This window comes from Pseudomonas sp. WT-JTC (assembly GCF_056711565.1).
Map to the genome: position 1 here is coordinate 3,824,182 of NZ_CM160042.1, position 21,217 is coordinate 3,845,398.

At 60.9% G+C, this 21,217-nt stretch carries 19 protein-coding genes; 7 read left to right on the forward strand and 12 right to left on the reverse strand.

Features of this window, described 5'->3' with window-relative positions:
* Positions 1 to 6 precede the first annotated feature (6 nt).
* The 6 genes from pepN to AC06G5_RS17380 are packed head-to-tail and all read right to left on the reverse strand — an operon-like array spanning position 7 to position 6,522.
* Positions 7 to 2,664, reverse strand: coding sequence for an aminopeptidase N (pepN, locus tag AC06G5_RS17355; RefSeq protein ID WP_480457743.1), 2,658 nt, complete (start codon positions 2,662 to 2,664; stop codon positions 7 to 9).
* A 10-nt stretch (positions 2,665 to 2,674) separates the two neighbouring features.
* Positions 2,675 to 3,505 carry a DUF2797 domain-containing protein gene (locus tag AC06G5_RS17360; protein ID WP_480457745.1) on the reverse strand — a complete coding sequence of 277 codons (831 nt, stop codon included), beginning with the start codon at positions 3,503 to 3,505 and terminating at the stop codon, positions 2,675 to 2,677.
* Positions 3,502 to 3,762: a YeaC family protein gene (locus tag AC06G5_RS17365; protein WP_060540507.1), complete on the reverse strand. Its 261-nt coding sequence runs from the start codon at positions 3,760 to 3,762 to the stop codon at positions 3,502 to 3,504. The genes AC06G5_RS17360 and AC06G5_RS17365 overlap by 4 nt, the downstream gene beginning before the upstream one ends.
* Positions 3,763 to 3,794: 32 nt before the next feature.
* A complete protein-coding gene (locus AC06G5_RS17370; RefSeq protein ID WP_413424692.1) occupies positions 3,795 to 4,664 on the reverse strand; it encodes a rhomboid family intramembrane serine protease in 870 nt (289 codons plus the stop codon).
* Entirely contained in the window at positions 4,661 to 5,632 is a 972-nt protein-coding gene (locus AC06G5_RS17375) for a metallophosphoesterase (RefSeq protein WP_413704633.1), read from the reverse strand. Before AC06G5_RS17375 ends, AC06G5_RS17370 begins: the two co-directional genes overlap by 4 nt.
* Positions 5,632 to 6,522, reverse strand: a complete 891-nt coding sequence (locus AC06G5_RS17380) for an NAD(+) kinase (RefSeq protein WP_008016128.1) — start codon at positions 6,520 to 6,522, stop codon at positions 5,632 to 5,634. Before AC06G5_RS17380 ends, AC06G5_RS17375 begins: the two co-directional genes overlap by 1 nt.
* Before the next feature lie 117 nt (positions 6,523 to 6,639).
* On the opposite strand from AC06G5_RS17380, the gene AC06G5_RS17385 reads away from it, so the two are divergent.
* Positions 6,640 to 7,590 (forward strand): DUF1853 family protein, encoded by a 951-nt coding sequence (locus AC06G5_RS17385; RefSeq protein WP_413424696.1) that lies wholly within the window; start codon positions 6,640 to 6,642, stop codon positions 7,588 to 7,590.
* Positions 7,591 to 7,785: 195 nt separating this feature from the next.
* Here the strand turns inward: AC06G5_RS17385 and AC06G5_RS17390 are convergent, their stop codons facing one another.
* Positions 7,786 to 8,346: an NADPH-dependent FMN reductase gene (locus AC06G5_RS17390; protein ID WP_413424698.1), complete on the reverse strand. Its 561-nt coding sequence runs from the start codon at positions 8,344 to 8,346 to the stop codon at positions 7,786 to 7,788.
* A 175-nt stretch (positions 8,347 to 8,521) separates the two neighbouring features.
* On the opposite strand from AC06G5_RS17390, the gene AC06G5_RS17395 reads away from it, so the two are divergent.
* Together AC06G5_RS17395 and AC06G5_RS17400 are read left to right on the forward strand one after the other, a co-directional pair.
* Positions 8,522 to 8,749, forward strand: coding sequence for a hypothetical protein (locus AC06G5_RS17395; RefSeq protein ID WP_413424700.1), 228 nt, complete (start codon positions 8,522 to 8,524; stop codon positions 8,747 to 8,749).
* Positions 8,750 to 8,837: 88 nt separating this feature from the next.
* The gene (locus tag AC06G5_RS17400) at positions 8,838 to 9,731 is read left to right on the forward strand and encodes a LysR family transcriptional regulator (protein ID WP_413424702.1); all 894 of its coding nucleotides are present in this window, start codon (positions 8,838 to 8,840) and stop codon (positions 9,729 to 9,731) included.
* Here the strand turns inward: AC06G5_RS17400 and AC06G5_RS17405 are convergent.
* From AC06G5_RS17405 to AC06G5_RS17425, 5 genes are all read right to left on the reverse strand, one after another.
* Positions 9,697 to 10,311, reverse strand: a complete 615-nt coding sequence (locus AC06G5_RS17405; RefSeq protein WP_413424704.1) for a GNAT family N-acetyltransferase — start codon at positions 10,309 to 10,311, stop codon at positions 9,697 to 9,699. The genes AC06G5_RS17400 and AC06G5_RS17405 overlap by 35 nt on opposite strands.
* Before the next feature lie 14 nt (positions 10,312 to 10,325).
* Entirely contained in the window at positions 10,326 to 12,581 is a 2,256-nt protein-coding gene (locus tag AC06G5_RS17410) for an Orn/Lys/Arg family decarboxylase (protein ID WP_413424706.1), read from the reverse strand.
* Between the two features lie 124 nt (positions 12,582 to 12,705).
* A complete protein-coding gene (dnaQ, locus tag AC06G5_RS17415) occupies positions 12,706 to 13,464 on the reverse strand; it encodes a DNA polymerase III subunit epsilon (RefSeq protein ID WP_008016120.1) in 759 nt (252 codons plus the stop codon).
* Between the two features lie 212 nt (positions 13,465 to 13,676).
* Complete coding sequence (gene rnhA, locus AC06G5_RS17420; RefSeq protein ID WP_108215886.1) at positions 13,677 to 14,129, reverse strand: ribonuclease HI; 453 nt, start codon at positions 14,127 to 14,129, stop codon at positions 13,677 to 13,679.
* 92 nt (positions 14,130 to 14,221) lie between these two features.
* Complete coding sequence (locus AC06G5_RS17425; protein ID WP_413424709.1) at positions 14,222 to 14,980, reverse strand: methyltransferase domain-containing protein; 759 nt, start codon at positions 14,978 to 14,980, stop codon at positions 14,222 to 14,224.
* Between the two features lie 65 nt (positions 14,981 to 15,045).
* On the opposite strand from AC06G5_RS17425, the gene gloB reads away from it, so the two are divergent.
* From gloB to AC06G5_RS17445, 4 genes are all read left to right on the forward strand, one after another.
* Entirely contained in the window at positions 15,046 to 15,813 is a 768-nt protein-coding gene (gloB, locus tag AC06G5_RS17430) for a hydroxyacylglutathione hydrolase (protein WP_413424711.1), read from the forward strand.
* A 99-nt stretch (positions 15,814 to 15,912) separates the two neighbouring features.
* On the forward strand, positions 15,913 to 17,343 hold the full coding sequence (locus tag AC06G5_RS17435; RefSeq protein ID WP_413424713.1) for a transglycosylase SLT domain-containing protein: 1,431 nt from the start codon (positions 15,913 to 15,915) through the stop codon (positions 17,341 to 17,343).
* 215 nt (positions 17,344 to 17,558) lie between these two features.
* Positions 17,559 to 19,379, forward strand: coding sequence for an extracellular solute-binding protein (locus tag AC06G5_RS17440; protein WP_413424762.1), 1,821 nt, complete (start codon positions 17,559 to 17,561; stop codon positions 19,377 to 19,379).
* Entirely contained in the window at positions 19,376 to 21,217 is a 1,842-nt protein-coding gene (locus AC06G5_RS17445; protein ID WP_413424715.1) for an extracellular solute-binding protein, read from the forward strand. The genes AC06G5_RS17440 and AC06G5_RS17445 overlap by 4 nt, the downstream gene beginning before the upstream one ends.

Below are 21,217 nucleotides of genomic sequence, written 5' to 3' on the forward strand. Positions count from 1 at the left end.
TCAGAATCAGGCCAGGCTTTTGCTGACCACCTCAAACACATCGCTAGACAACTGCCCCGAAGCACGAATCCGCTCCAGCTCTCCCTTCATCAAGGCCTGACGAGCATCGTCATACTTGCGCCAGCGAGTCAAAGGCGCCAACTGGCGAGAAGCAATCTGCGGATTGAAGCCATTCAACTCGATCACCAGATCCGCGAGGAAGCGATACCCGGAACCATCCGCTGCATGGAAGTTGACCAGGTTCTGCCCGGCAAACGCACCAACCAGTGCCCGCACCTTGTTCGGATTCTTGATGTTGAACGCAGGATGCTGCATCAACTGACGAACCCGCTCCAGACCACCCGGCAACACACTGCCGGCCTGGACGCTGAACCACTGGTCCATGACCAGCGGGTTATCCATGAAGTGCTCGGCGAAGCTGGCGAGTGCCTTGGCTTTCTCGGCTTCGAACGGCGAATTGACCAACACGGCGAGTGCGGTCAAACGCTCGGTCATGTTGTCGCACGCGTCGAACTGCTCCAGGGTTGCGGCCAATACTTCCGGCTTGCCGCTGAGCATCAGGTACGACAGCGCGATGTTCTGCAGGGCACGACGAGCGAAATGCCCGGCTTCGGCCACGTACGGCGTCTGCTTCGACAATTGGCGATTGGCCTGATAACGCAGCCACAGACCTTCGAACAGGACGTCGGCCAGTTGCTTGCGGGCAAACTCGCGGGCGATGTGGATGGCGTCGACATCCGCCACTTCGCTGATCTCGGTCAGGTACGCCTCGCTCGGCAGCGACAGCATTTCCGCCACCATCGCCTGATCCAGCGACTCATCCGCGAGCACCGTGCGCAGTGCCGACACCAGGCGCTGATCAAGTACCAGCGCTTCGCCCTTCTGCTGCTGGGCGATCAACTCTTGCAGCACCTGCACCGACAGTTGCTGACCAGCATCCCAGCGGTTGAAGCCGTCGCTGTCGTGCTGCATCAGGAACATCAACTGGTCGCGGTTGTACGGGAAGCTCAGTTTTACCGGCGCGGAGAAACCACGCAGCAACGAAGGCAGCGGTTGTTCAGCGATGTCGACGAAGGTAAAGGTCTGCTCGGCCTCGGTCACGGAAATGACCCGCGAGGTGCCTTGCGCAGTGGCTTCACCGGACAGGCGCAGGGCAATCGCTGCCCCTTTGGCATCCAGCAGCCCCAGTTCGACAGGGATCACGAACGGCAGTTTTTCAACCTTGTCCGGGGTTTGCGGGTAGCTCTGGCGGAAGGTCAGGCTGTAGGTTTTTGCCGCCGCGTCATAGGACTCGCTCACCGCCAGGCGCGGTGTGCCAGCCTGGCTGTACCAGCGCTTGAACTGGGTCAGGTCGACGCCATTGGCATCTTCCATTGCCTTGATGAAGTCATCGCAGGTCACCGCCTGGCCGTCGTGGCGTTCGAAGTACAGGTCGCTGCCTTTGCGGAAGCCTTCGGCACCGAGCAAGGTGTGGATCATGCCGACCACTTCCGAACCCTTTTCATATACGGTCAGGGTGTAGAAGTTGGAAATCTCGATGAAGCTGTCCGGGCGCACGGCGTGGGCCATGGGGCCGGCGTCCTCGGCGAACTGGTGGGTGCGCAGGTACGCCACGTCCTGGATGCGCTTGACCGTGGCCGAGTTCATGTCCGAGGAGAAACCGGCATCGCGGAACACGGTGAAGCCTTCCTTGAGCGACAGCTGGAACCAGTCGCGGCAGGTCACGCGGTTGCCCGACCAGTTGTGGAAGTATTCGTGGGCGACGATCGCCTCGACCCGCTGGTGCGCGGCATCGGTGGCGGTTTCGGCCTTGGCCAGCACGGCGCTGGAGTTGAAGATGTTGAGGCCCTTGTTCTCCATGGCGCCCATATTGAAGTCATTCACGGCGACGATCATGAAGATGTCCAGATCGTACTCGCGACCATAGACCTCTTCGTCCCAACGCATGGACTTCTTCAGGCTGTTCATGGCGTGCTGGCACTTGTCGATGTTTTCCGGCTCGACGTAGATGCGCAGCGCCACAGTGCGCTCGTTCATGGTGGTGAAGCTGTCTTCGACGCACCACAGGTCGCCGGCGACCAGCGCAAACAGGTACGCCGGTTTCTTGAACGGGTCTTCCCAGGTCGCCCAGTGCCGGCCATCTTCGCCGGGACCGGAAGCGATCGGGTTGCCGTTGGACAGCAGCACCGGATAGCTGTGTTGTTCGGCGACGACCGTGGTGGTGAACGTGCTCATCACGTCCGGGCGGTCGAGGTAATAGGTGATCTTGCGAAAGCCTTCGGCCTCGCACTGGGTGCAGAACATCGTGCCGGACTTGTACAGGCCCTCCAGCGCGGTGTTGGTTTCCGGGTGGATCCGGACGCTGGTATCGACCGTGAAGGTGGTGCTGGTCGGGTGCAGGGTCAGGTGATTTTCAGTCAACTGGTAGTCGGCGGCGCCCAGCTCACGGTCGGCCAGGGTGACCGACAACAGCTCCAGCTGCTGGCCGTCCAGTACCAGTGGCGGCAGCCCCGGGCCGCGCTCGGGGTTACGGCGCATCACCAGTTGCGCATGGACCAGGCTGTGGTCCTCGAACAACTCGAAGGTCAGGTGCGTTTCGTCGATCAGGTACTCGGGCGCCTGATAGTCTTTCAGGTAAATCATCTTCGGTTGTTCGGTGCGCATGCTGGAGTCCTTACTGATGCACGGCGAGCTGGTAAGCCGTGTATTTACGAATATTGATCACGCCGGTGTTGAAGATCAGGTATTGGCCCTTGACCCCCATCAGCGTGCCTTCGGCAATCGGGTTCTTGTCCAGGTTGAAGCTGACAATCTTCGCCGGGTATTGCTCGACCGGGTAGCGGATTTCCAGCGGTTCGACGTCGGTAACCGTCTGGATCGCCTGCAAGCCAAATCGTTGCTGCAGTCCCAACAGGCCCTCGGCGCAGCTGTCGAACAGTCGGTCGCGGACCTCGGCCAGGTTCACGGCCGCCGCATCGCCCTTGAGTAAAGCACGCCAATTGGTCTTGTCGGCCACCTGGCTACGGAACAGGTCTTCGACGAAACCGGACTGTTGCCGGGTCGATACGCGCATGATCGGCAAGGCCTGGCTCGCACCCTGGTCGAGCCAGCGGGTCGGCAACTGGGTGGCGCGGGTAATCCCGACTTTCACCCCCGACGAGTTCGCCAGGTACACCACGTGATCGGTCATGCAGAACTTCTCGCCCCATTCGGGCTCGCGGCAGGTGCCGGCGTCGAAGTGGCAGCGCTCCGGGCTCATGATGCACACGTCGCACTGGGCCAGTTTGGTCATGCACGGGTAGCAGTAACCCTGGCTGAAACTGGTTTTGGTCTTGCGTGCGCAATGGATGCAGTGAATCGCACCCAGGTATTCGAGGCGCACCGTGGTGCCGATCAACGGATTGACCGGGACCTCGGTTTCGCCCAGACGGAAAGCGTATTGCACGTTCGGCCCGTCAAGGCGCGCCGACATTTTGCTGATTGCACCGCGGCCAATCTCGATCAATGGATGGCATCCGACTTGAACAGGATATTCGGCACTTCGATCGACTTCGAGGCGCATTCCTGCGGCCCCATGTAGCCGGTACGCTGGTCCTCTGGCAGGTTCTGGATTTCCCAGGCGATCATCGCCTGCAACGACAGCTCGCGTTGTTCGGCGGTGAGTTTGCCACCGTCGGACCATTTGCCGATTTCCACGGCCAGCTTCAGGCTCTCGTAGATATCGGGGGTGATGTTTTTGATCATTTCGTTAAAAGAGGACATCAGGTCTCCGTGCTCTTTATTGCATGTCTGAATTAGGCGGCCAGTTTACGGCGGTTATACAAACCGCCCAACAAACCGGTGAAGCATCCGATGAGTAACCCGCTGACATGGGCCGCGTTGGCGATTTCGCCGAAGCCGATCATCGAGACCAGCCCGGACAGGCACAGCAGCAACCACACCAGCATCATCACCAGCACACCGCGCGGCAGGCGATAAGCCGGGTTCGGCGCCAGCAGCTGGAAGATCCAGCAATGTCCGAGCAGGCCGTACAGTACGCCGGACAAGCCGCCGAACAAGGTCGGGCCGCTGAAGTAATACTGGGCGAAGTTGGACACCAGGCTGAACAGCAAGGTCAGGCCGATCAGGTTGATACTGCCCTGGCGCGACTCGATGCGCCGCCCCAGTTCCCAGTACCACATGCCGTTCATCGCCAGGTGCAGGATGCCGAAGTGGATCAGCATCGGCGTAACCAGGCGCCACCACTGCCCCGCCGCCAGGCTGTCGGCCAGTGGCGTGAAGTGGAGGTATTCGCCGACCACGCGGAATTCGAGGAAGGTCAGCCAGCGCATGGTTTCAAGGTTGTCGCCGAGCAAGGTCACCGCGCCGACGATCACGCTCAGCATCAGCACCAGCGCGGTGGCCCTGGCGTATTTCAATTGCTCGACGAACCCCGGACGCTTGATGGTCTGCGCCACCGGAATGTCCAGTTGCTGGTCGGGATCGCCCGCCGGAAAGCGTTCGTACAGCGCGCGCACGTCTTCGCTGATATTGTCTGGCACCCACAGCACCTGCTCGCCCGCTTCCTCACTGACCCGATGGGGCACTTGCATGCGTTTGAGCAGCGTGACGAACCCGCTCAGGTCCACCGCCAATGGCAGACGCAATACCGCTACAGCACTCATTGCAGCACCTCCGGCCGCTCGACATCGACCCAGACGAATTTATGCGGATCCAGGCGGGTTTCCTGATCCAGTCGATAGGCAACCAGTTTGCCGTACAGCACCGCGCTGTAATCCAGACAGGCCAGGTTCGGCCGGATCGGTGCCGGCTTGCCGCTGCGCCAGTAATGGCCAACGAAAAGCAGCGGCTCATCGATGCCATAGCGCAGCAAACTGTTCTTTTCAGTGGACGTCAGCGGTGTCCGGGCCACGGGCTCCGGCAGAGCATCCGGCTGGAACACGATGTCGCCGTAGGTTTTCGGATCGTCTTCCCAGAACTTGGTGCGGAAGAACGAACGCACTAAACCATCGCCACTGGTCATGGTCAGTCCATGGGGCAAGCGCATGTCGGTGCCGCGCAGCAGCCGGTCGAACACGGTGCAGGCAAACGAACCCGACTGCGCCGATGCCTGGAGAAAAGGCTCGTCGACGCAACCGTTGGGGAACAACGCCCGCAGCGGCTCGATCAGCCCGGCATCCCAGCAGGCGTGGACCACGCGAAAACGCCCGGCATCGACGAACAATGGCAGCTCATAGAACCATTGCTGGAAGTCGTGCCAGTCACCCGGATGCTGTTCGAACTGGGTCAGGGTTTCATGCAGCAGCCGGGCATGGCGCGGCGTGTGCTCGCGCACGAACTGCTTGCCGCTGCCGGGCAGCGCCGGCGTGACCCAGCCCAGCGCGTTAAACTCATGGTTGCCCATGATGCACAGCGCGTGACCGGCCTCGACCATGTCGTGGACGATGTGCAGTGCCTCGCGAATCCGCGGGCCGCGGTCGATGATGTCGCCGACGAACACCGCCATGCGCGAATCGTGTCGCCAGACTCCGCCCTGTTTGTGATAACCGAGTCGGTCGAGCAAGTGCTCCAGGGTCAGAGCGCAACCATGCACGTCACCGATCAGGTCGTAGCTACGCGCGGGATCGAGCATCAGTCGCCTCCACCCCCCAACTTGCTGCCCCAGCCGAGCTTGGTCCGGCAGACTTCATAGTAGTTGTGGTCAAGCGGATGAATCAGCCGCAGTTTCTGGGCTTTTTTGCTGACAGTAATGGTGTCGCCCGGCGCGCAGGTAAAGTGGTTCTGCCCGTCACACGAGACTTGCGGGTAAATCTGCATATCCTTGGACACGACGATTTTCAGCTCACTGTTGCCATCGACCACAATCGGTCTACCCGACAAGGTATGGGGGTACATCGGCACGATCACAATAGCGTCTAGCTTGGGATGCATGATCGGTCCACCCGCCGACAGCGCGTAAGCGGTCGAACCGGTCGGTGTGGCGACGATCAGGCCGTCGGCCTTCTGGCTGCAGACGAACTGGCCATCGATGTACAGCTCGAATTCGATCATTCGCGTGGATTTGCCGGGGTGCAGCACCACATCGTTCAAGGCATCGCCCTGACCGATGGCCTCGCCATGACGGCGGACTTCGGCCTGCAGCAGGAAGCGGTTTTCCACCAGATAGTGGCCATCCAGTACTTCAGCGACCTTGGTTTCCAGCTCATCGGGGCGAATGTCGGTCAGGAAACCCAGGCTGCCCCGGTTGATGCCGAGCACCGGAATATTGTGTTTTGCCAACGCCCGGGCGGCACCGAGCAGGCTGCCGTCACCACCGACCACAATGACCATGTCGCAGACTTCGCCGAGCATCTTGCGTGACGAGGTTTGCAGGCCGTGCCCTGGCAGCACTTCGGCGATGGTGTCTTCGAGGATCACGTGCAGGTGACGATCGAGCAGAAACCGTTTCAGTCGGCGGACGGTATCCAGCACCTGGGAACTGCCCAGGCGACCGATGATGCCGATATTGCGAAATTGCTCCATGGGGCTCCTGCGGGGATCTGTGTGGCGGCGAAAATCACGATTATGGGCGAAAGCCGGCCGTAGACAAAATCCTTTCAGCTTCAAGGGTGTGCCCGGGATTCGGGCTATGCTCGCAAGATGATGCTATTTCCGGATTTGCTCCACCTGCCCCATCAGTTACGCCATCCCGAAGTGCGTGACCTGGCGTGGGTCATCCTCGCGCCGCCGATGCTGGGTGATACCCCGTGGCCGCAGCGCCACCCGCTGGCCGGCAGCGACTGGGTGCTGGCACCGCAAAAGCTCGAGCATTGGCTACGGCAGCTGGACCGCGACAGTTACGGCCTGCTGCACTGGCTGGCCCAGGCCCGAACCCGGCGCCTGGGCCTGTACTACGAACGCCTCTGGCAATTCGCCGTGCAGCATGCGCCTGGCATTGAACTGATTGCCGCCAACATGCCGATTCGGCGCGAGGGGCACACCCTGGGTGAACTGGACATGCTGCTGCGCGACCGCGACGGCGTGCATCACCTGGAACTGGCGATCAAGCTCTACCTCGGCCCGCAATCTGGCGACGGACACGACACCGCCCAGTGGCTGGGTCCGGGGTGCCACGATCGGCTCGACCGTAAACTGGCGCACCTGAGCCAGCATCAACTGCCGATTTCCGCACGCCCCGAGAGCCGTGAAGTGCTGGCGGGACTGGATATCCAGGCGTTCAGTGCCCACTTGTGGCTGGGGGGTTATCTGCTGTACCCGTGGCCCGGACAGGCCGCCCCACCGTTGGGTGCGCATCCGCAGCATTTGCGGGGGCGCTGGCTGCATCAAAAGGATTGGCCAGCGTTGTTGGCCCAGAGCCCGCCGGGGCGCTGGCAACCTCTGCCCCGCCACGCCTGGCTGGCGCCGGCGCATTATTCGGCGGAGCACACCTGGAACCCTGGACAGATGCAGGCGTGGCTCGATGACCTGGACCCGCTGGCGCCGGCACAACTGCTGGTGCGCCTGACGGAAAATGCCAACGGTGACTGGGAAGAGGCTGAACGCCTGTTTCTGGTGGCGGATCTTTGGCCGAATGTACCGGGGCAGAGTTGAGCCTTGCATCGCCTGAGCCGGCCCCTTCGCGGGCAAGCCCGCTCCCACATTGGGCCTCAGCCGAACACAAGTCTTGTATCCACTGAAGATCCCTGTGGGAGCGGGCTTGCTCGCGAAGGGGCCAACACGGCCTAAACAGAAAACCGCATCGCCGGTTATCCAGCGTTTCGCAGAACAAACACCGGCCAATGACCATCAAGCTTTCTTGTGCTGCTCGACCCATTGCCCATAGGCATTGATGAAACTTTGCAGGAACGGCTTGACCGACTCGGACAATTTCCCCGCCTCGTCGAACGCCGAACCGGCGTTCCCCAGATAGGCCTCCGGTTGCTGCATCATCGGCACATTGAGAAACACCATGGATTGACGCAGGTTGTGGTTGGCCCCAAACCCGCCGACGGCCCCCGGCGAAACGCTGATAACGGCGCCCGGTTTGCCGCTCCAGGCACTTTTGCCATACGGACGCGAACCCACGTCAATCGCGTTTTTCAGCGGCGCCGGCACCGATCGGTTGTATTCCGGGGTCACGAACAGCACCGCGTCGGATGAACTCACCTGTTGCCGGAAAGTGCTGTAGGCTGCCGGCGGTGAAGCGCCATCGATGTCTTCGTTGTAGAGCGGCAAATCGCCAATCTCGACGATGTTGAGCTTGAGATTGGCCGGCGCCAGCTCTATCAGGGCCCGAGCGACCTTGCGGTTGATCGATTCCTTTCTCAAGCTGCCGACCAGGACGGCGATCGTATAGACGTTGCTCATGGGGATTTCTCGACTGTCCGATAGGAAGAGCTTGTAGTTATAGATGACGATTCCAGCAGCGGGCGACTGAAAACGCCGCCCCTGACTATTTTTTTCCTGTAGGAAAACTTACCGCACCCAGTCACGGTCTACAGAGCCGCAAATTGAGTGATTTATCTCCAGAGGTTCTAAGCAGATGGCAGCAGTACTCGTCGGTCAGTTCCATGCAAGAGACGCGCAAGGCCGTATTTATTCGGTGCACGAGTTCCAGGAATCCACCCCGGCGGTAGACGGTTCAGGGCCTGTCACCACCTACAAGCTGGCCATTGGCGACCGTGTCAACAAGGTCGACGACAATGAATTTCTGTTGGTGCAAACCGGCGTTACCATTATCCGCGAACCGCAAACCGTCAGCGTTTCATAACTCATCGTTATGAGCAGAAGTCATATGCGCGGACTTGGGGTAGGATTCAGCGACTGACTCCTCCACCTGCTGAACATGGACTTCACGCATGCGCTTACGCCATATCGAAGTGATCCAGGCGCTCTTGCAGACCGGTCACCTGGGCACCGCCGCCGAATGGCTGCAGTTGCCGGTGACCGAAGTCGAACGCTTGCTACGCGACGCTGAGGATCAGTTGGGTTTCATGCTGTTCGCCAGCGTGCGCGGACGATTGCAGGCCACCCGTGAAGCGCGGGAATTGCAGGTGGAAATTGCCCGGGTCTACGACGCGCTCGAACCCGTACAGCGTCTGGCCAACAGCCTCAGGCAATACCTGGCGCCGCCGCTGCGCATCATCTGCACCCCGCCTCTGGCCAACCAATTGTTGCCACACAGCATTGCGACCCTGCGCCGACGCCTGCCCGACGCGCCTTGCACACTACTGAGCCAGCCGACCCGCGACATCGTCAGAAGCCTGCTGCTGCGTGAAAGCGATCTGGGGCTGAGCCTGCACGACCCCGATCACGCCGACCTCGATTGCCAGGTGATTGCCCAGGGCAAACTTCAGTTGCTCGCACCCCATGGCTGGCTGCAACCGAAGCAGAAATACATTTCACTGCAGGATCTGGCCGGTCAATCAATGATCGGCCTGGAGGGGCACGACCCGCTGAGCCCGGCACTGGAAAACAAACTGCACGGCTTGCGCCCTGCTCCGGTGATTCAGACCCGGGTCCAGACGCATCAGATGATGCGCAGCATGGTCGAGGCCGGCGAAGGTCTGGCCATTGTCGACCCCTTCACCGCCCTCGGTGCCAAAGCCTCGGGACTGGACACCTGCCCGCTGGCGCCCGCCGTCCCGATCAGCCTCTACGCCCTGTCCCTGAAAAACGCCGAACCGTCTGCGGCGGTTCAGACCCTGTTGGCCATCGTCACGGAACAAGCCGCGGCGATGCTGACGAACTGAGCGGGTTTTCCAATGGGTTTTCGAACAGCCGATACCAGAACAGCGCCACTTCGGCGGTGTTCGGATCGATCCCGCGATAACGCAGTTGGTCAATCCCGCCAATCACGTAACCGCAGCGTTCATAAAGCCTGCAGGCCCCGAGGTTGTTGTTCTGGGTTTCGAGCATGATGCCCGGGAGTTTTTTCTTGCGGCTCCAGAATTGCGCCACATCCAGCAAGGCCTTGGCCACTCCATGCCGTCGGGCCGGTGCATGCACCGCCAGCTCGTCGATATGGGCAAAGCCGTTCCAGTTGGTGCTGACCACCAGATGCCCCACGGGCTGGTCATCCAGATAGGCCATGAAAATTGCGCTGTCGGCGGCATCGCGAAAGCTGCTGAACTCCTCCGGATCAATACCATAGCACTTGCGATACGGCGTAATCGGTGTAACCGGCCACTGTGCCACCGGCGTACCTATTTCGGCTGCACCGTAGGCCGCGACTTCAAAACTGAAATCACTGCCCCAGATATAAGCGGCAAAACCGTCATCGGCAACCCGTACCGACAAGCCTGGGTAAATCGGATTCATAACCGGCTGCATACTGGGAAAGGTCCTCACTCCTTGATGCAATCGACGGTGTAGCACCGCCCACTGCCCTGGTCTTCATGTTGCAATCCGTGCACATCAGCAACGAACCCCGGGAAACTGCTATCGAACGTGCGGGCAAACGCCAGGTAATCGATGATCGAGCGAGTCGACTCGGTAAAGCGCTCGCCTGGCATGATCAGCGGTATGCCGGGAGGGTACGGCACCAGCATCACCGCGGCGATCCGCCCATCCAGCGCATCGATCGACACCGCCTCAACCTCACCTCGCACCAATTGATCATAGGCGTCCGCCGGTTTCATCGCGACTTCCGGCAGTACCGTGTACATGCGCTTGAGGTGCCTGGCGGTGGCGTTGCTGCGATAACAGGCATGCAACTGATCGCATAAATCACGCAGGCCCATACCCTGATACCGCGCCACATTCTCTTGCGCCACGCAAGGCAGGCAACTGGCCAGGCTGACGTTGGCGTCATAACTGCGCTTGAACTCCAGCAATTCGGTGAGCAGCGTACTCCACTTGCCTTTGGTGATCCCCATGGAGAACAGCACCAGGAACGAATACAGCCCGGTTTTCTCGACCACCAGGCCACGCTCCCAAAGGAACTTGCTGACCACCGCCGCCGGAATCCCGCGCTCGCTGAGGGCGCCACCGGCTGTCAGCCCCGGCATCACCAGCGTGACCTTGATCGGGTCGAGCAACACATAATCCTCGGTCACGCCGCCAAAGCCATGCCAGTCGGCATCGGGCTGCAGTAACCAGTCCTCGGTAACGACCCGCTCGATGCCCTCCGCCGACGGCGGTTGCCAGATCGAAAACCACCAGTCATCCGCAGCAATGTGCTGTCGCAAGTTGGCCAGCGCCCGACGAAAGCTCAGGGCCTCGTCAAACATTTCCTGCAACAGCGAACGCCCGGCCGGCCCTTCCATCATCGCCGAGGCCACGTCCAGCGAGGCGATGATGCCGTACTGCGGCGAAGTCGAGATGTGCATCATGAACGCTTCATTGAAGCGATCCCGGTCCAGTTGCCGCGCACCGCCGTCGCGCACATGAATCATCGACGCCTGGCTGAATGCCGCCAGCAGCTTGTGAGTGGAATGGGTGGTAAACACCAACGGGCTGCCTTCATCACGTGACGTGCCCATGCCGTAGCGCCCGGCAAAAAACTCATGAAATGCGGCATAGGCGTACCAGGCCTCGTCGAAGTGCAGCACTTCAACGCTATTGCCCAATTGCTGCCTGATCAGTTCGGCGTTGTAACAGAGGCCGTCATAGGTCGAATTGGTCACCACGGCGAGCTTGACCTTCGGTGAACGCCCCTTGGTCAGCGGACTGGCGTCGATCTTGGCCTGGATCGACTCGCGGCTGAACTCACTCAGTGGAATCGGACCGATGATCCCCAGCTCATTACGCTCCGGACACAAGTACAGCGGGATCGCGCCGGTCATGATGATCGAGTGCAGCACCGACTTGTGGCAATTGCGATCCACCAGCACCAGGTCATCGCGAGCGACCACCGAGTGCCAGACAATCTTGTTGGCCGTGGACGTGCCATTGATCACGAAAAAGGTGTGATCGGCGCCAAAATTACGTGCTGCACGGGCCTCGGCTTCAGCCAGGGGGCCGGTGTGGTCGAGTAAGGAGCCAAGTTCCGGCACCGACACCGAAAGATCCGAGCGCAGGGTATTTTCCCCGAAAAACTGGTGAAACGCCTGCCCGACCGGGCTTTTGTGATACGCCACGCCACCGCCGTGACCGGGGGTATGCCAGGAATAATTGGAATCCGCCGTGTGCTGCACCAGTGCCTTGAAAAACGGTGGCAACAGACCATCAAGGTATTTGCGTGCAGCGCGGGCCACCTGCCGGGCGAGAAAGGGCACCGTATCTTCAAACAGGTAAAGGATGCCGCGTAACTGATTGAGCTCGGCCATGGCGTCGGCGGGCGCGTTTTCCAGAGTCACTTTTTCGCCCAGGGCGAAAATCGGCAGATCCGGCGCACGCACTCGCGCCAGACCGATCAGTTCGGCCATGTTTTGCAACAAATGCGAATGGGAGCTGGCGTCCTCAGACGCAATCAACATGCAGGACAGGCCATGGTAAGTCGACGCCACCAGTCGTCCTTCGGTGTAGTCCACCGCCGAAACGACGCTGAATCCTTCCTGCTCCAGCTCCCGGGCAATCCCCCGCACGCGGTCGCCAGCGACGCTGTCGGCCTTGATGTCGCGATGGACAATCAGGACCGGGAATTTCAAATCTTTATACATGAGGCTCAGTGTCCTGAGGCGGCAGACCAGAGCCTGCCAATCACCTCAGGTTAGAGTGTTGCAGCGGATGTAGCGAGTGCGACGCCCTGAAATGGGTCACAAGGTGCGCTTTTATTTGAAAGGGCTAGGCCTGGGCTTCAGCCTCGGCCAGTTGCACCCACAACGCCGGAGCGCCAGCGGATTTGCTGATGATTTCCAGGCGCGCGGCATGGCGGGCCAGGTCGTCTTCGCTGGCGCGGATGATACGCGTCGGCTGGCGGTCCGCCGGCAGACGGCGGATCTCGGTGGCTGAGTTGTCCGCCCCTTCACCGGATCCATTGCCATCGGAAGCGTTACCGGCCAGGGAGAGACTGGTCTGCCCCCCGGTCATGGTCAGGTAGACGTCGGCGAGAATCTCGGAGTCGAGCAAGGCGCCGTGCAGTTCACGGCCGGAGTTGTCGACGCCATAGCGCTTGCACAAGGCGTCGAGGCTGTTGCGCTGCCCCGGGTGACGTTCCCGGGCCATGATCAGGGTGTCGAGGATCGTGCAGTGCTGCGTGATGTCCGCGCGATCCTGCCGCCCCATCAGGGCGAATTCGTTGTTGATGAAGCCAACGTCGAACGCCGCGTTATGGATGATCAGCTGCGCGCCCTTGATGAACTCGAAGAACTCTTCGGCCACTTCGGCAAAACGTGGCTTGCCCACGAGGAACTCGTTGGTGATGCCGTGGACGCCGATGGCGCCCTCGTCACTTTCGCGGTCGGGTTGCAGGTACACGTGAAAGTGCCGGCCCGTCAGGCGTCGGCCGATCAACTCGACACAACCGATTTCGATAATCCGGTGGCCGTCGGTCACCGGCATGCCGGTGGTTTCGGTATCGAGTACAACGGATCTGGTGGCCATCAGTGCTCAGCTCTCAATCGGTCAATCGTGCAAAAGCGGCGATGTTAACACGCTCGCCGGGGTGTTTCAGATAGACCGTGTCGCCCCTTTCGCGAGCAAGCCCGCTCCCACAGGGAATCGAGGTTTGCACACAATATTGGGCTCATGAAGATCCAGTGTGGGAGCGGGCTTGCTCGCGAAGGCCGCGACTCGGTCCATAGGCCAGACCCGAATCAGCCCTGTTTGTACCCACGCACTTCATCGACGCCGCGGTTGGCCAACTGGTCGGCCCGTTCGTTACCGTGATGGCCAATGTGTCCGCGCACCCATTTCCAGGTGACCTTGTGGCGGTTGACCTGCTCGTCGAGCAGCTTCCACAGGTCGGCGTTTTTCACCGGTTCTTTCGCTGCGGTTTTCCAGCCGCGCTTCTTCCAGTTGTCCATCCACTCGTTGATGCCTTTCATCACGTACTGGGAGTCGGTCACCAGCAGCACGTCACAGGGTCGCTTGAGTTCTTCCAGGCCACGGATCGCGCCCATCAGCTCCATGCGGTTGTTGGTGGTATTGGCTTCGCCGCCCCAGAGCTCCTTTTCGACACCCTTGCACACCAGCAGTGCGCCCCAGCCGCCAGGGCCAGGGTTGCCTTTGCAGGCGCCGTCGGTGAACAGTTCTACGCTATCGCTCATGCCAATCTATCCAGAAAATGCGCTGGCCCGCCGATCGCTGATCGACGACGCCCGAAGCCGGGACAGGCCCGGCCGCAAATAAAAAGTGTGTCTTACGGTTCGATGTTGCGACGGTTGACCTTGGCCATCGGCAAAGGAATCAACTTGCCCATTGGCTCGCGCCGCTCCTGACGGACTGGTCGCAGGCCCACCACGATCTTGCGCGCCACCAATAAATAGAAGCCGCCGCCCGACAGTTGCCAGTCACCGGCCTTGCGCTCCCAACCGGCCAGGCGGGTCTGCCATGCCGGTGACGCAAGCGGCGGACGATAGCACCCGAAGCGGCGTTTCTCCAGCGCAAAGCCCAGCAGGTTCAGCCAGTCCGCAACCCGTGACGGCGAAATGCAGCGCGCCTTGCGCAGCGCATCCTGGGCAAACACATGCCGCAGGCCCCAACTGCTCCAGGGGTTGATGCCAATGATCAGCAAATGTCCACCGGGGCGTACGCTGCTTGCTGCCTCGCGAAGCAGCCCGTGGGGCGACAGGCAGAAATCCAGGCCATGCTGCAATACCACCACGTCGGCAGCGTGCTCGCTCAGCGGCCAGGCCTGCTCCTCGCAAACGATCTCCACCCCCGGCAACGGCGCGCCAAGGCGCACGTTACGCTGCACCTGCGGCGCTGACGGAGGGGGCTCGGCCGAGGGGCCGTAATGCACCAGATAACCACCAAAGAACCGCCCGAGCTCGTCTTCGAGCATGCGCCGCTCTTCGTCCAGCAGAAATTGCCCGAGGGGACCGGCCAGCCACTCGCGGGCCGCGCTGATCAACGCCAGCCAGTCAGGATCGGCTTGTGCGAACGCTTTATCAGTCATTGCATTCTCCAACGCGCCAGGAAGTTCTAAGATGCGCCAATGTTTTCCGCTTGGCGAATCCGACGATGATACAGATCACTGCCCTGCCCGCCTTTACCGACAACTACATCTGGTTGTTACAGGACCACGGCAGCAAACGCTGCGCGGTGGTCGACCCGGGTGATGCCGCCCCGGTACAAGCCTGGCTCGCGGCCAATCCGGGCTGGGTACTGAGTGATATTTTGATCACTCACCACCATCATGACCACGTCGGCGGCGTCGAATTGCTGAAGAAAGCGACAAACGCGAAAGTCTTTGGTCCGGCCAGCGAAAAGATCCCGGCGCGGGACGTCGCGCTCAAGGACAACGACAAGGTCAGCGTGCTCGGCTGGGACTTCGACGTCATCGCGGTCCCGGGTCACACCCTGGGGCATATCGCCTATTACCATCACGGGCTGCTGTTTTGCGGTGACACCTTGTTTGCCGCCGGTTGCGGGCGCTTGTTCGAAGGCACGCCACAGCAAATGCACAGCTCGCTGACACGCCTCGCGGCGTTGCCGGAAGACACGCTGGTCTACTGCACCCACGAATACACCCTCAGTAACCTGAAGTTTGCGGCGGCCGTCGAACCGGACAATCCGCACACCGCCGAGCGCCTGGCCAAAGTCACCCGGCAACGGGAATCCGGGATCCTGACGCTGCCGTCGACACTGGCACTGGAAAAGCTCACAAACCCGTTTTTGCGCTCCGGCGAAACATCCGTTAAAGAAAAAGCGGACGAACGGACCGGCACCGATAACTCGGCGCCCGATATGGTTTTTGCTGCTCTTCGAGCCTGGAAAGATACGTTCTAAAAGGATCTCGTAAGGTTGCAACAATTCTGAAAGGTTGACCGCGCTGGGTGCGCTTCCTAGAATCGCCCGACATTTTTGCCCGGAACTTACTTCCAGCCAATGTCGTCACCTATTCGCAAAGCCATCAGTTCCGACGCATTGACCCGCTTGGCTCAAGCCATAGCGGTGGCTGTGTCCGCCACCCTGGCGGGCTGTTCCAGCCATGCGCCGCAGACCGATGCGGCGCATACGCCGAACATCGCCGCGCGCGCCAAGCAGAAGCCGATCTGGCTGAGCGAAAAACCCAGTCCGCAAATTCCACAGGACGTCTGGGAGCGTATGCGGCAGGGCTTCCAGTTGCAGGACGGGCTGGGTGTCAACCCGCGCATCGAGCAACAGCGCCTCTGGTTCGCCAGCAATCCATCGTTCCTGGAAAACGCCGGCGAACGTGGCAGCCTCTACATTCACTACATCGTCGAACGCCTTGAAGAGCGCAACATGCCGCTGGAACTGGCACTGCTGCCAGTGATTGAAAGTGCCTACAACCCGATGGCCTATTCCCGGGCCGACGCGGTGGGTCTTTGGCAATTCATCCCCTCCACCGGGCGCTACTTCAACCTGCGTCAAACCCGATTCTATGATGGCCGGCGCGACATCACCGCGTCGACCACCGCCGCGATGGATTACCTGACCCGCCTGCACGACATGTTCAACGGCGACTGGTTGCTGGCCCTGGCGGCCTATAACGCAGGCGAAGGCACCGTCAGCCGGGCCATCGAGCGCAACGAGCGCCTCGGCCTGCCGACCGACTACTGGAACCTGCCGTTGCCGGCCGAAACCCAGGCCTACGTACCGAAGCTGCTGGCACTGTCGCAAGTGGTGATGGCACCGGAAGCCTACGGCGTGAACCTCAATCCGATCGCCAACGAACCCTACTTCCAGGTCGTCGAAATCAACCAGCGCATGGACCTGTCCAAGGTCGCTGAAGTCGCCAACATCGACGAAGACGAACTGTTCCAGCTCAACCCGGCATTCAAGCAGCGCACCACCATCGACGGCCCGCAGCACCTGCTGGTGCCGACCTCCAAGGCGCAACTGCTGACCAGCAGCCTGCAGACCATGCGTCCTGAAGAGTTGATCAGCAAGAAATCGCTCAAGCCGGTCTTCGAAGGCGCCGACGACACCCAGGTCGCCAGCGCCAGGCGCTCCTACCGGGTCAAACGGGGTGACAACCTCGGCTCCATCGCCAAGGCCAACAACGTTGACGTGAAGGACCTGCAACGCTGGAACAACATGACCGGCAAGAATCTCAAGCCCGGCCAGACCCTGGTCATGCAGGACAACGGCAAACGCAATTCCGGGCGGGTCAACACCGTGATTGCGGCAAACAACAAGAAGCAGCAGACCACGTACAAGGTCCAGCAAGGCGACTCGCTGTACATCGTGGCCAAGCGCTTCAATGTAGAGATGCAGCACCTCAAGCGCTGGAACCCGCGTGTCGGCCAGGCGCTCAAGCCCGGTCAGATGTTGACGGTGGCCAATCCGCATTAAAACTACTGTAGGAGCGAGCTTGCTCGCGAAAAACCCAAGGGCACCGAGTTGATTCAGGCGCCCCGTGTCATCGTTGACCACCATCGCGAGCAAGCTCGCTCCTACAGGATTGTGATCGCCCGGATCCCCCGTCTTTTTCCTGCCCATACAAGCTGTTACTGTACGATCCATAATGCCCAAGCCGCCTGGATCGGATCCCCTATTTGAAGCGTCCCCTGCCCCTGCTCCTGATCAGCCTGGCCTTGAGCTCCACCGCAAGCGCGACGATCAGCGAAAGCCATGGTTATGCGCAGTTCGGCACGCTCAAGTATCCGGCCCGATTTACCCACTTCGACTGGGTCAACCCGCAAGCGCCCAAGGGCGGTACGTTGCGGGTGATGGCGTTTGGCACCTTCGATACGCTCAACCCGTACACCTTCAAGGGCACCAGCCCGGTCACCACACCGAACTTCCTGCAATACGGCATCAACGAGCTCAACGAGCCGCTGATGGTCGGCACCGGGCAGTACGCGCCTTCGGGTGACGAGCCCGCGTCCAGCTATGGCCTGATTGCCCAGTCGGTGGAGTACAGCGAGGACCGCAGCTGGGTGGTGTTCAACCTGCGTCCCGAAGCACGCTTCCATGACGGTACGCCGATCACCGCCTACGACGTCGCGTTCTCCTATCGCCTGCTGCTCAAGGAAGGCCATCCGCTGTACCGCACCAGCCTTCAGGAAGTGCAACGGGTCGACATCCTCAACCCGCAGCGGGTCCGTTTCGTGTTCAAGCGCGCCGGTAATCCACTGCTGATCCTGCGCCTGGGCGAAATGCCGGTGCTGGCACAGCACTACTGGAAAGGTCGCGACTTCAAGGCCACCACCTTCGAGGCGCCGCTGGGCAGCGGACCGTATCGCATCACGTCGGTCACGCCAGGGCGACAGATCGTCTTCGAACGGGTCAACGATTACTGGGGCAAGGACCTGCCGGTCAATCGCGGCAAGTACAACTTCGACCGCATGGAAGTCGAGTTCTACCGCGACAGTGACGTGGCCTTCGAGGCGTTCAAGGCCGGTGAATTCGACATCTACATCGAACATCAGGCGAAGAACTGGGACACCGGCTACAACTTTCCCGCCATACGCCGCGGCGAAGTGGTCAAGGCGCAGATCCCCCACCAGATCCCGACCCAGACCCAGGGCCTGTTCATGAACAGCCGTCGTCCGACTTTCTCGGACGCCAAGGTCCGTGAAGCACTGGGGCTGATGTTCAACTTTGAGTGGACCAACCGCACGCTGTTCGGCGGTGCCTACCAACGCGCCATGAGCTACTACCCCAACAGCGAATTCTCGGCCAGCGGTTTACCGGTCGGGCATGAATGGCTGTTGCTCAAGCCCTATCGTGAACAGCTGCCGGCCAGGCTCTTTACCGAGCCGTTCAGCCTGCCGCAGACCGACGGGCGCGCCATCCCCAGGGAGACCTTGCGCAATGCCCTCGGCCTGCTCGCCGAAGCCGGCTGGAAGCTCAATGGCCAGCACCTGCAAAACGCCGCCGGGCAACCCTTGCGGCTGGAGCTGCTGCTGGTCAATCCAAACCTGGAACGCATCCTCCAGCCTTATGTCGAGAACCTCGCCAGCATCGGCATCGATGCGCGGCTGCGCACGGTCGATCGCGCACAATACAAGCAGCGCCTCGACCAGTTCGATTTCGACATGATTCTGATGACCCTCAACCAGACCCTCAGCCCCGGCCTGGAGCAGTGGCAGTACTTTCACTCCAGCCAGGCCGGGGTCAAGGGCAGCAAGAACTACGCGGGCATCGCCAACCCGGTGGTCGACCATTTGCTCGAACAGTTGCTGGCCGCCCGCAACCGCGACGAGCAAGTCGCCGCCGGCAAGGCCCTTGACCGCGTGCTGCTGTGGCAGCACTACATCGTCCCCAACTGGTACCTCAATTATCACCGCCTGGCGTACCGCAACCGGCTCGCCTTCGTCACCACGCCGCCCTATACCCTGGGCCTGAACGCGTGGTGGCTGAAATCTTCGGAGAAAGATCAATGAAGCCCATCCGCACCCTGCTCCTGCAGGCCAGCGGCCTGTTGTTCGCCGGGCTGGCCTGCGCCGCCCCGCAACACGCAGTGACCCTGTACAACGAGCCGCCGAAATACCCGGCCGACTTCAAGCACTTCGACTACGTCAATCCGGACGCGCCCAAGGGCGGAATATTCCGTCAGGCCGGTTTCGGCGGCTTCGACAGCCTTAACCCGTTCATCAGCAAAGGCGTGCCGGCGGACGATATCGGCATGATCTACGACACCCTGGCCAAGCAAGGCCTGGACGAACCGTTCACCGAGTACGGCCTGATCGCCCGGCTGATCGAAAAAGCCCCGGACAACGGTTGGGTGCGCTTCTACCTGCGCCCCGAAGCGCGCTTCCATGATGGCCATCCGGTGCGTGCCGAAGACGTGGTGTTCAGCTTCCAGATGCTGACCAAGGACGGCGCCCCGATGTACCGCGGCTACTACAACGACGTGGCGGAAGCGGTCGCCGAAGACCCGCTCACCGTACTGTTCAAGTTCAAGCACACCAACAACCGCGAACTGCCGCTGATCCTTGGCCAGTTGCCGGTGCTGCCCAAGCATTGGTGGGCCGACCGCGACTTCAATAAGGGCAACCTGGAAATTCCGCTGGGCAGCGGCCCGTACAAGGTCGGCGAAGTGAAGGCCGGGCGCTCGGTGCGCTATGAGCGCGTCAAGGATTACTGGGGCAAGGACCTGCCGGTCAATCGGGGTTTCTATAATTTCGACGTGATGACCACCGATTACTACCGTGACAACACCGTGGCCCTGGAAGCGCTCAAGGCCGGGCAGTTCGACTACTGGCTGGAAATGACCGCGAAAAACTGGGCCAACGCCTACAACACTCCAGCGGTCACCGAAGGTCGGCTGGTCAAGGAGCAGATTCCCAACGGCAATCCGACCGGCATGCAAGGGTTCGTGTTCAATTTGCGCCGCCCGGTGTTCCAGGATGTGCGCGTGCGCCAGGCCTTGTCGCTATTGCTGGACTTCGAATGGACCAACAAGCAGCTGTTCAACAGCGCCTATGTGCGTACCCGCAGCTACTTCGAAAACTCGGAAATGGCCGCCACCGGCCTGCCGGATGCCGATCAGGTGGCGATCCTCGATCCGTTGCGCAGCAAGCTGCCACCGCAAGTATTCAGCGAAGCGTTCCAGAACCCGAGCACCGACGCTAGCGGCATGATCCGCACCCAGCAACGGGAAGCCTATCAACTGTTGCAGGAGGCCGGCTGGCGCATTGTCGATGACAAGATGGTCGACGCCACCGGCAAACCGGTGGCCATCGAGTTCCTGCTGGCCCAGACCGAATTCGAACGGGTGTTGCTACCGTTCAAGCGCAACCTGAGCGACCTGGGTATCGACCTGGTGATTCGCCGGGTCGACGTCTCGCAATACATCAACCGCGTGCGTTCCCGGGACTTCGACATGATCGTCGGCAGCTTCCCGCAATCCAACTCGCCGGGGAACGAACAACGGGAATTCTGGATGTCGGCCGCCGCCGACAAACCCGGCAGCCGCAACTCCATGGGCCTGAAAGACCCGGTGGTCGATCAACTGGTCGAGCAACTGATCAACGCCGATTCGCGCAAGAGCCTGGTGGCCCATGCCCGCGCGCTGGACCGCGTTCTGCAATGGGGCTATTACGTAATACCAAACTGGCACATCAAGACCTGGCGCGTGGCGTACTGGAACCACATCGGCCACCCGAAGGTCTCGCCTAAATACGACATCGGCACGGCCACCTGGTGGGTCAAGCCTGATATCAAGCCTGCGATAGAAGTCGAAACCACACTGCAGGCCGGTCCTGCGGGCACGGAGTAA

Bases quoted from the DNA above. Each gene is read 5' to 3' on its own strand.
- AC06G5_RS17385 (WP_413424696.1), top strand. From the start codon at position 6,640: ATGATGCTATTTCCGGATTTGCTCCACCTGCCCCATCAGTTACGCCAT.
- AC06G5_RS17405 (WP_413424704.1), bottom strand. From the start codon at position 10,311: ATGCAGCCGGTTATGAATCCGATTTACCCAGGCTTGTCGGTACGGGTT.
- rnhA (WP_108215886.1), bottom strand. From the start codon at position 14,129: ATGAGCGATAGCGTAGAACTGTTCACCGACGGCGCCTGCAAAGGCAAC.
- dnaQ (WP_008016120.1), bottom strand. From the start codon at position 13,464: ATGGCCACCAGATCCGTTGTACTCGATACCGAAACCACCGGCATGCCG.
- AC06G5_RS17410 (WP_413424706.1), bottom strand. From the start codon at position 12,581: ATGTATAAAGATTTGAAATTCCCGGTCCTGATTGTCCATCGCGACATC.
- AC06G5_RS17435 (WP_413424713.1), top strand. From the start codon at position 15,913: ATGTCGTCACCTATTCGCAAAGCCATCAGTTCCGACGCATTGACCCGC.
- AC06G5_RS17370 (WP_413424692.1), bottom strand. From the start codon at position 4,664: ATGAGTGCTGTAGCGGTATTGCGTCTGCCATTGGCGGTGGACCTGAGC.
- AC06G5_RS17395 (WP_413424700.1), top strand. From the start codon at position 8,522: ATGGCAGCAGTACTCGTCGGTCAGTTCCATGCAAGAGACGCGCAAGGC.
- AC06G5_RS17400 (WP_413424702.1), top strand. From the start codon at position 8,838: ATGCGCTTACGCCATATCGAAGTGATCCAGGCGCTCTTGCAGACCGGT.
- AC06G5_RS17365 (WP_060540507.1), bottom strand. From the start codon at position 3,762: ATGTCCTCTTTTAACGAAATGATCAAAAACATCACCCCCGATATCTAC.
- AC06G5_RS17380 (WP_008016128.1), bottom strand. From the start codon at position 6,522: ATGGAGCAATTTCGCAATATCGGCATCATCGGTCGCCTGGGCAGTTCC.
- AC06G5_RS17445 (WP_413424715.1), top strand. From the start codon at position 19,376: ATGAAGCCCATCCGCACCCTGCTCCTGCAGGCCAGCGGCCTGTTGTTC.
- pepN (WP_480457743.1), bottom strand. From the start codon at position 2,664: ATGCGCACCGAACAACCGAAGATGATTTACCTGAAAGACTATCAGGCG.
- AC06G5_RS17390 (WP_413424698.1), bottom strand. From the start codon at position 8,346: ATGAGCAACGTCTATACGATCGCCGTCCTGGTCGGCAGCTTGAGAAAG.
- AC06G5_RS17425 (WP_413424709.1), bottom strand. From the start codon at position 14,980: ATGACTGATAAAGCGTTCGCACAAGCCGATCCTGACTGGCTGGCGTTG.
- gloB (WP_413424711.1), top strand. From the start codon at position 15,046: ATGATACAGATCACTGCCCTGCCCGCCTTTACCGACAACTACATCTGG.
- AC06G5_RS17375 (WP_413704633.1), bottom strand. From the start codon at position 5,632: ATGCTCGATCCCGCGCGTAGCTACGACCTGATCGGTGACGTGCATGGT.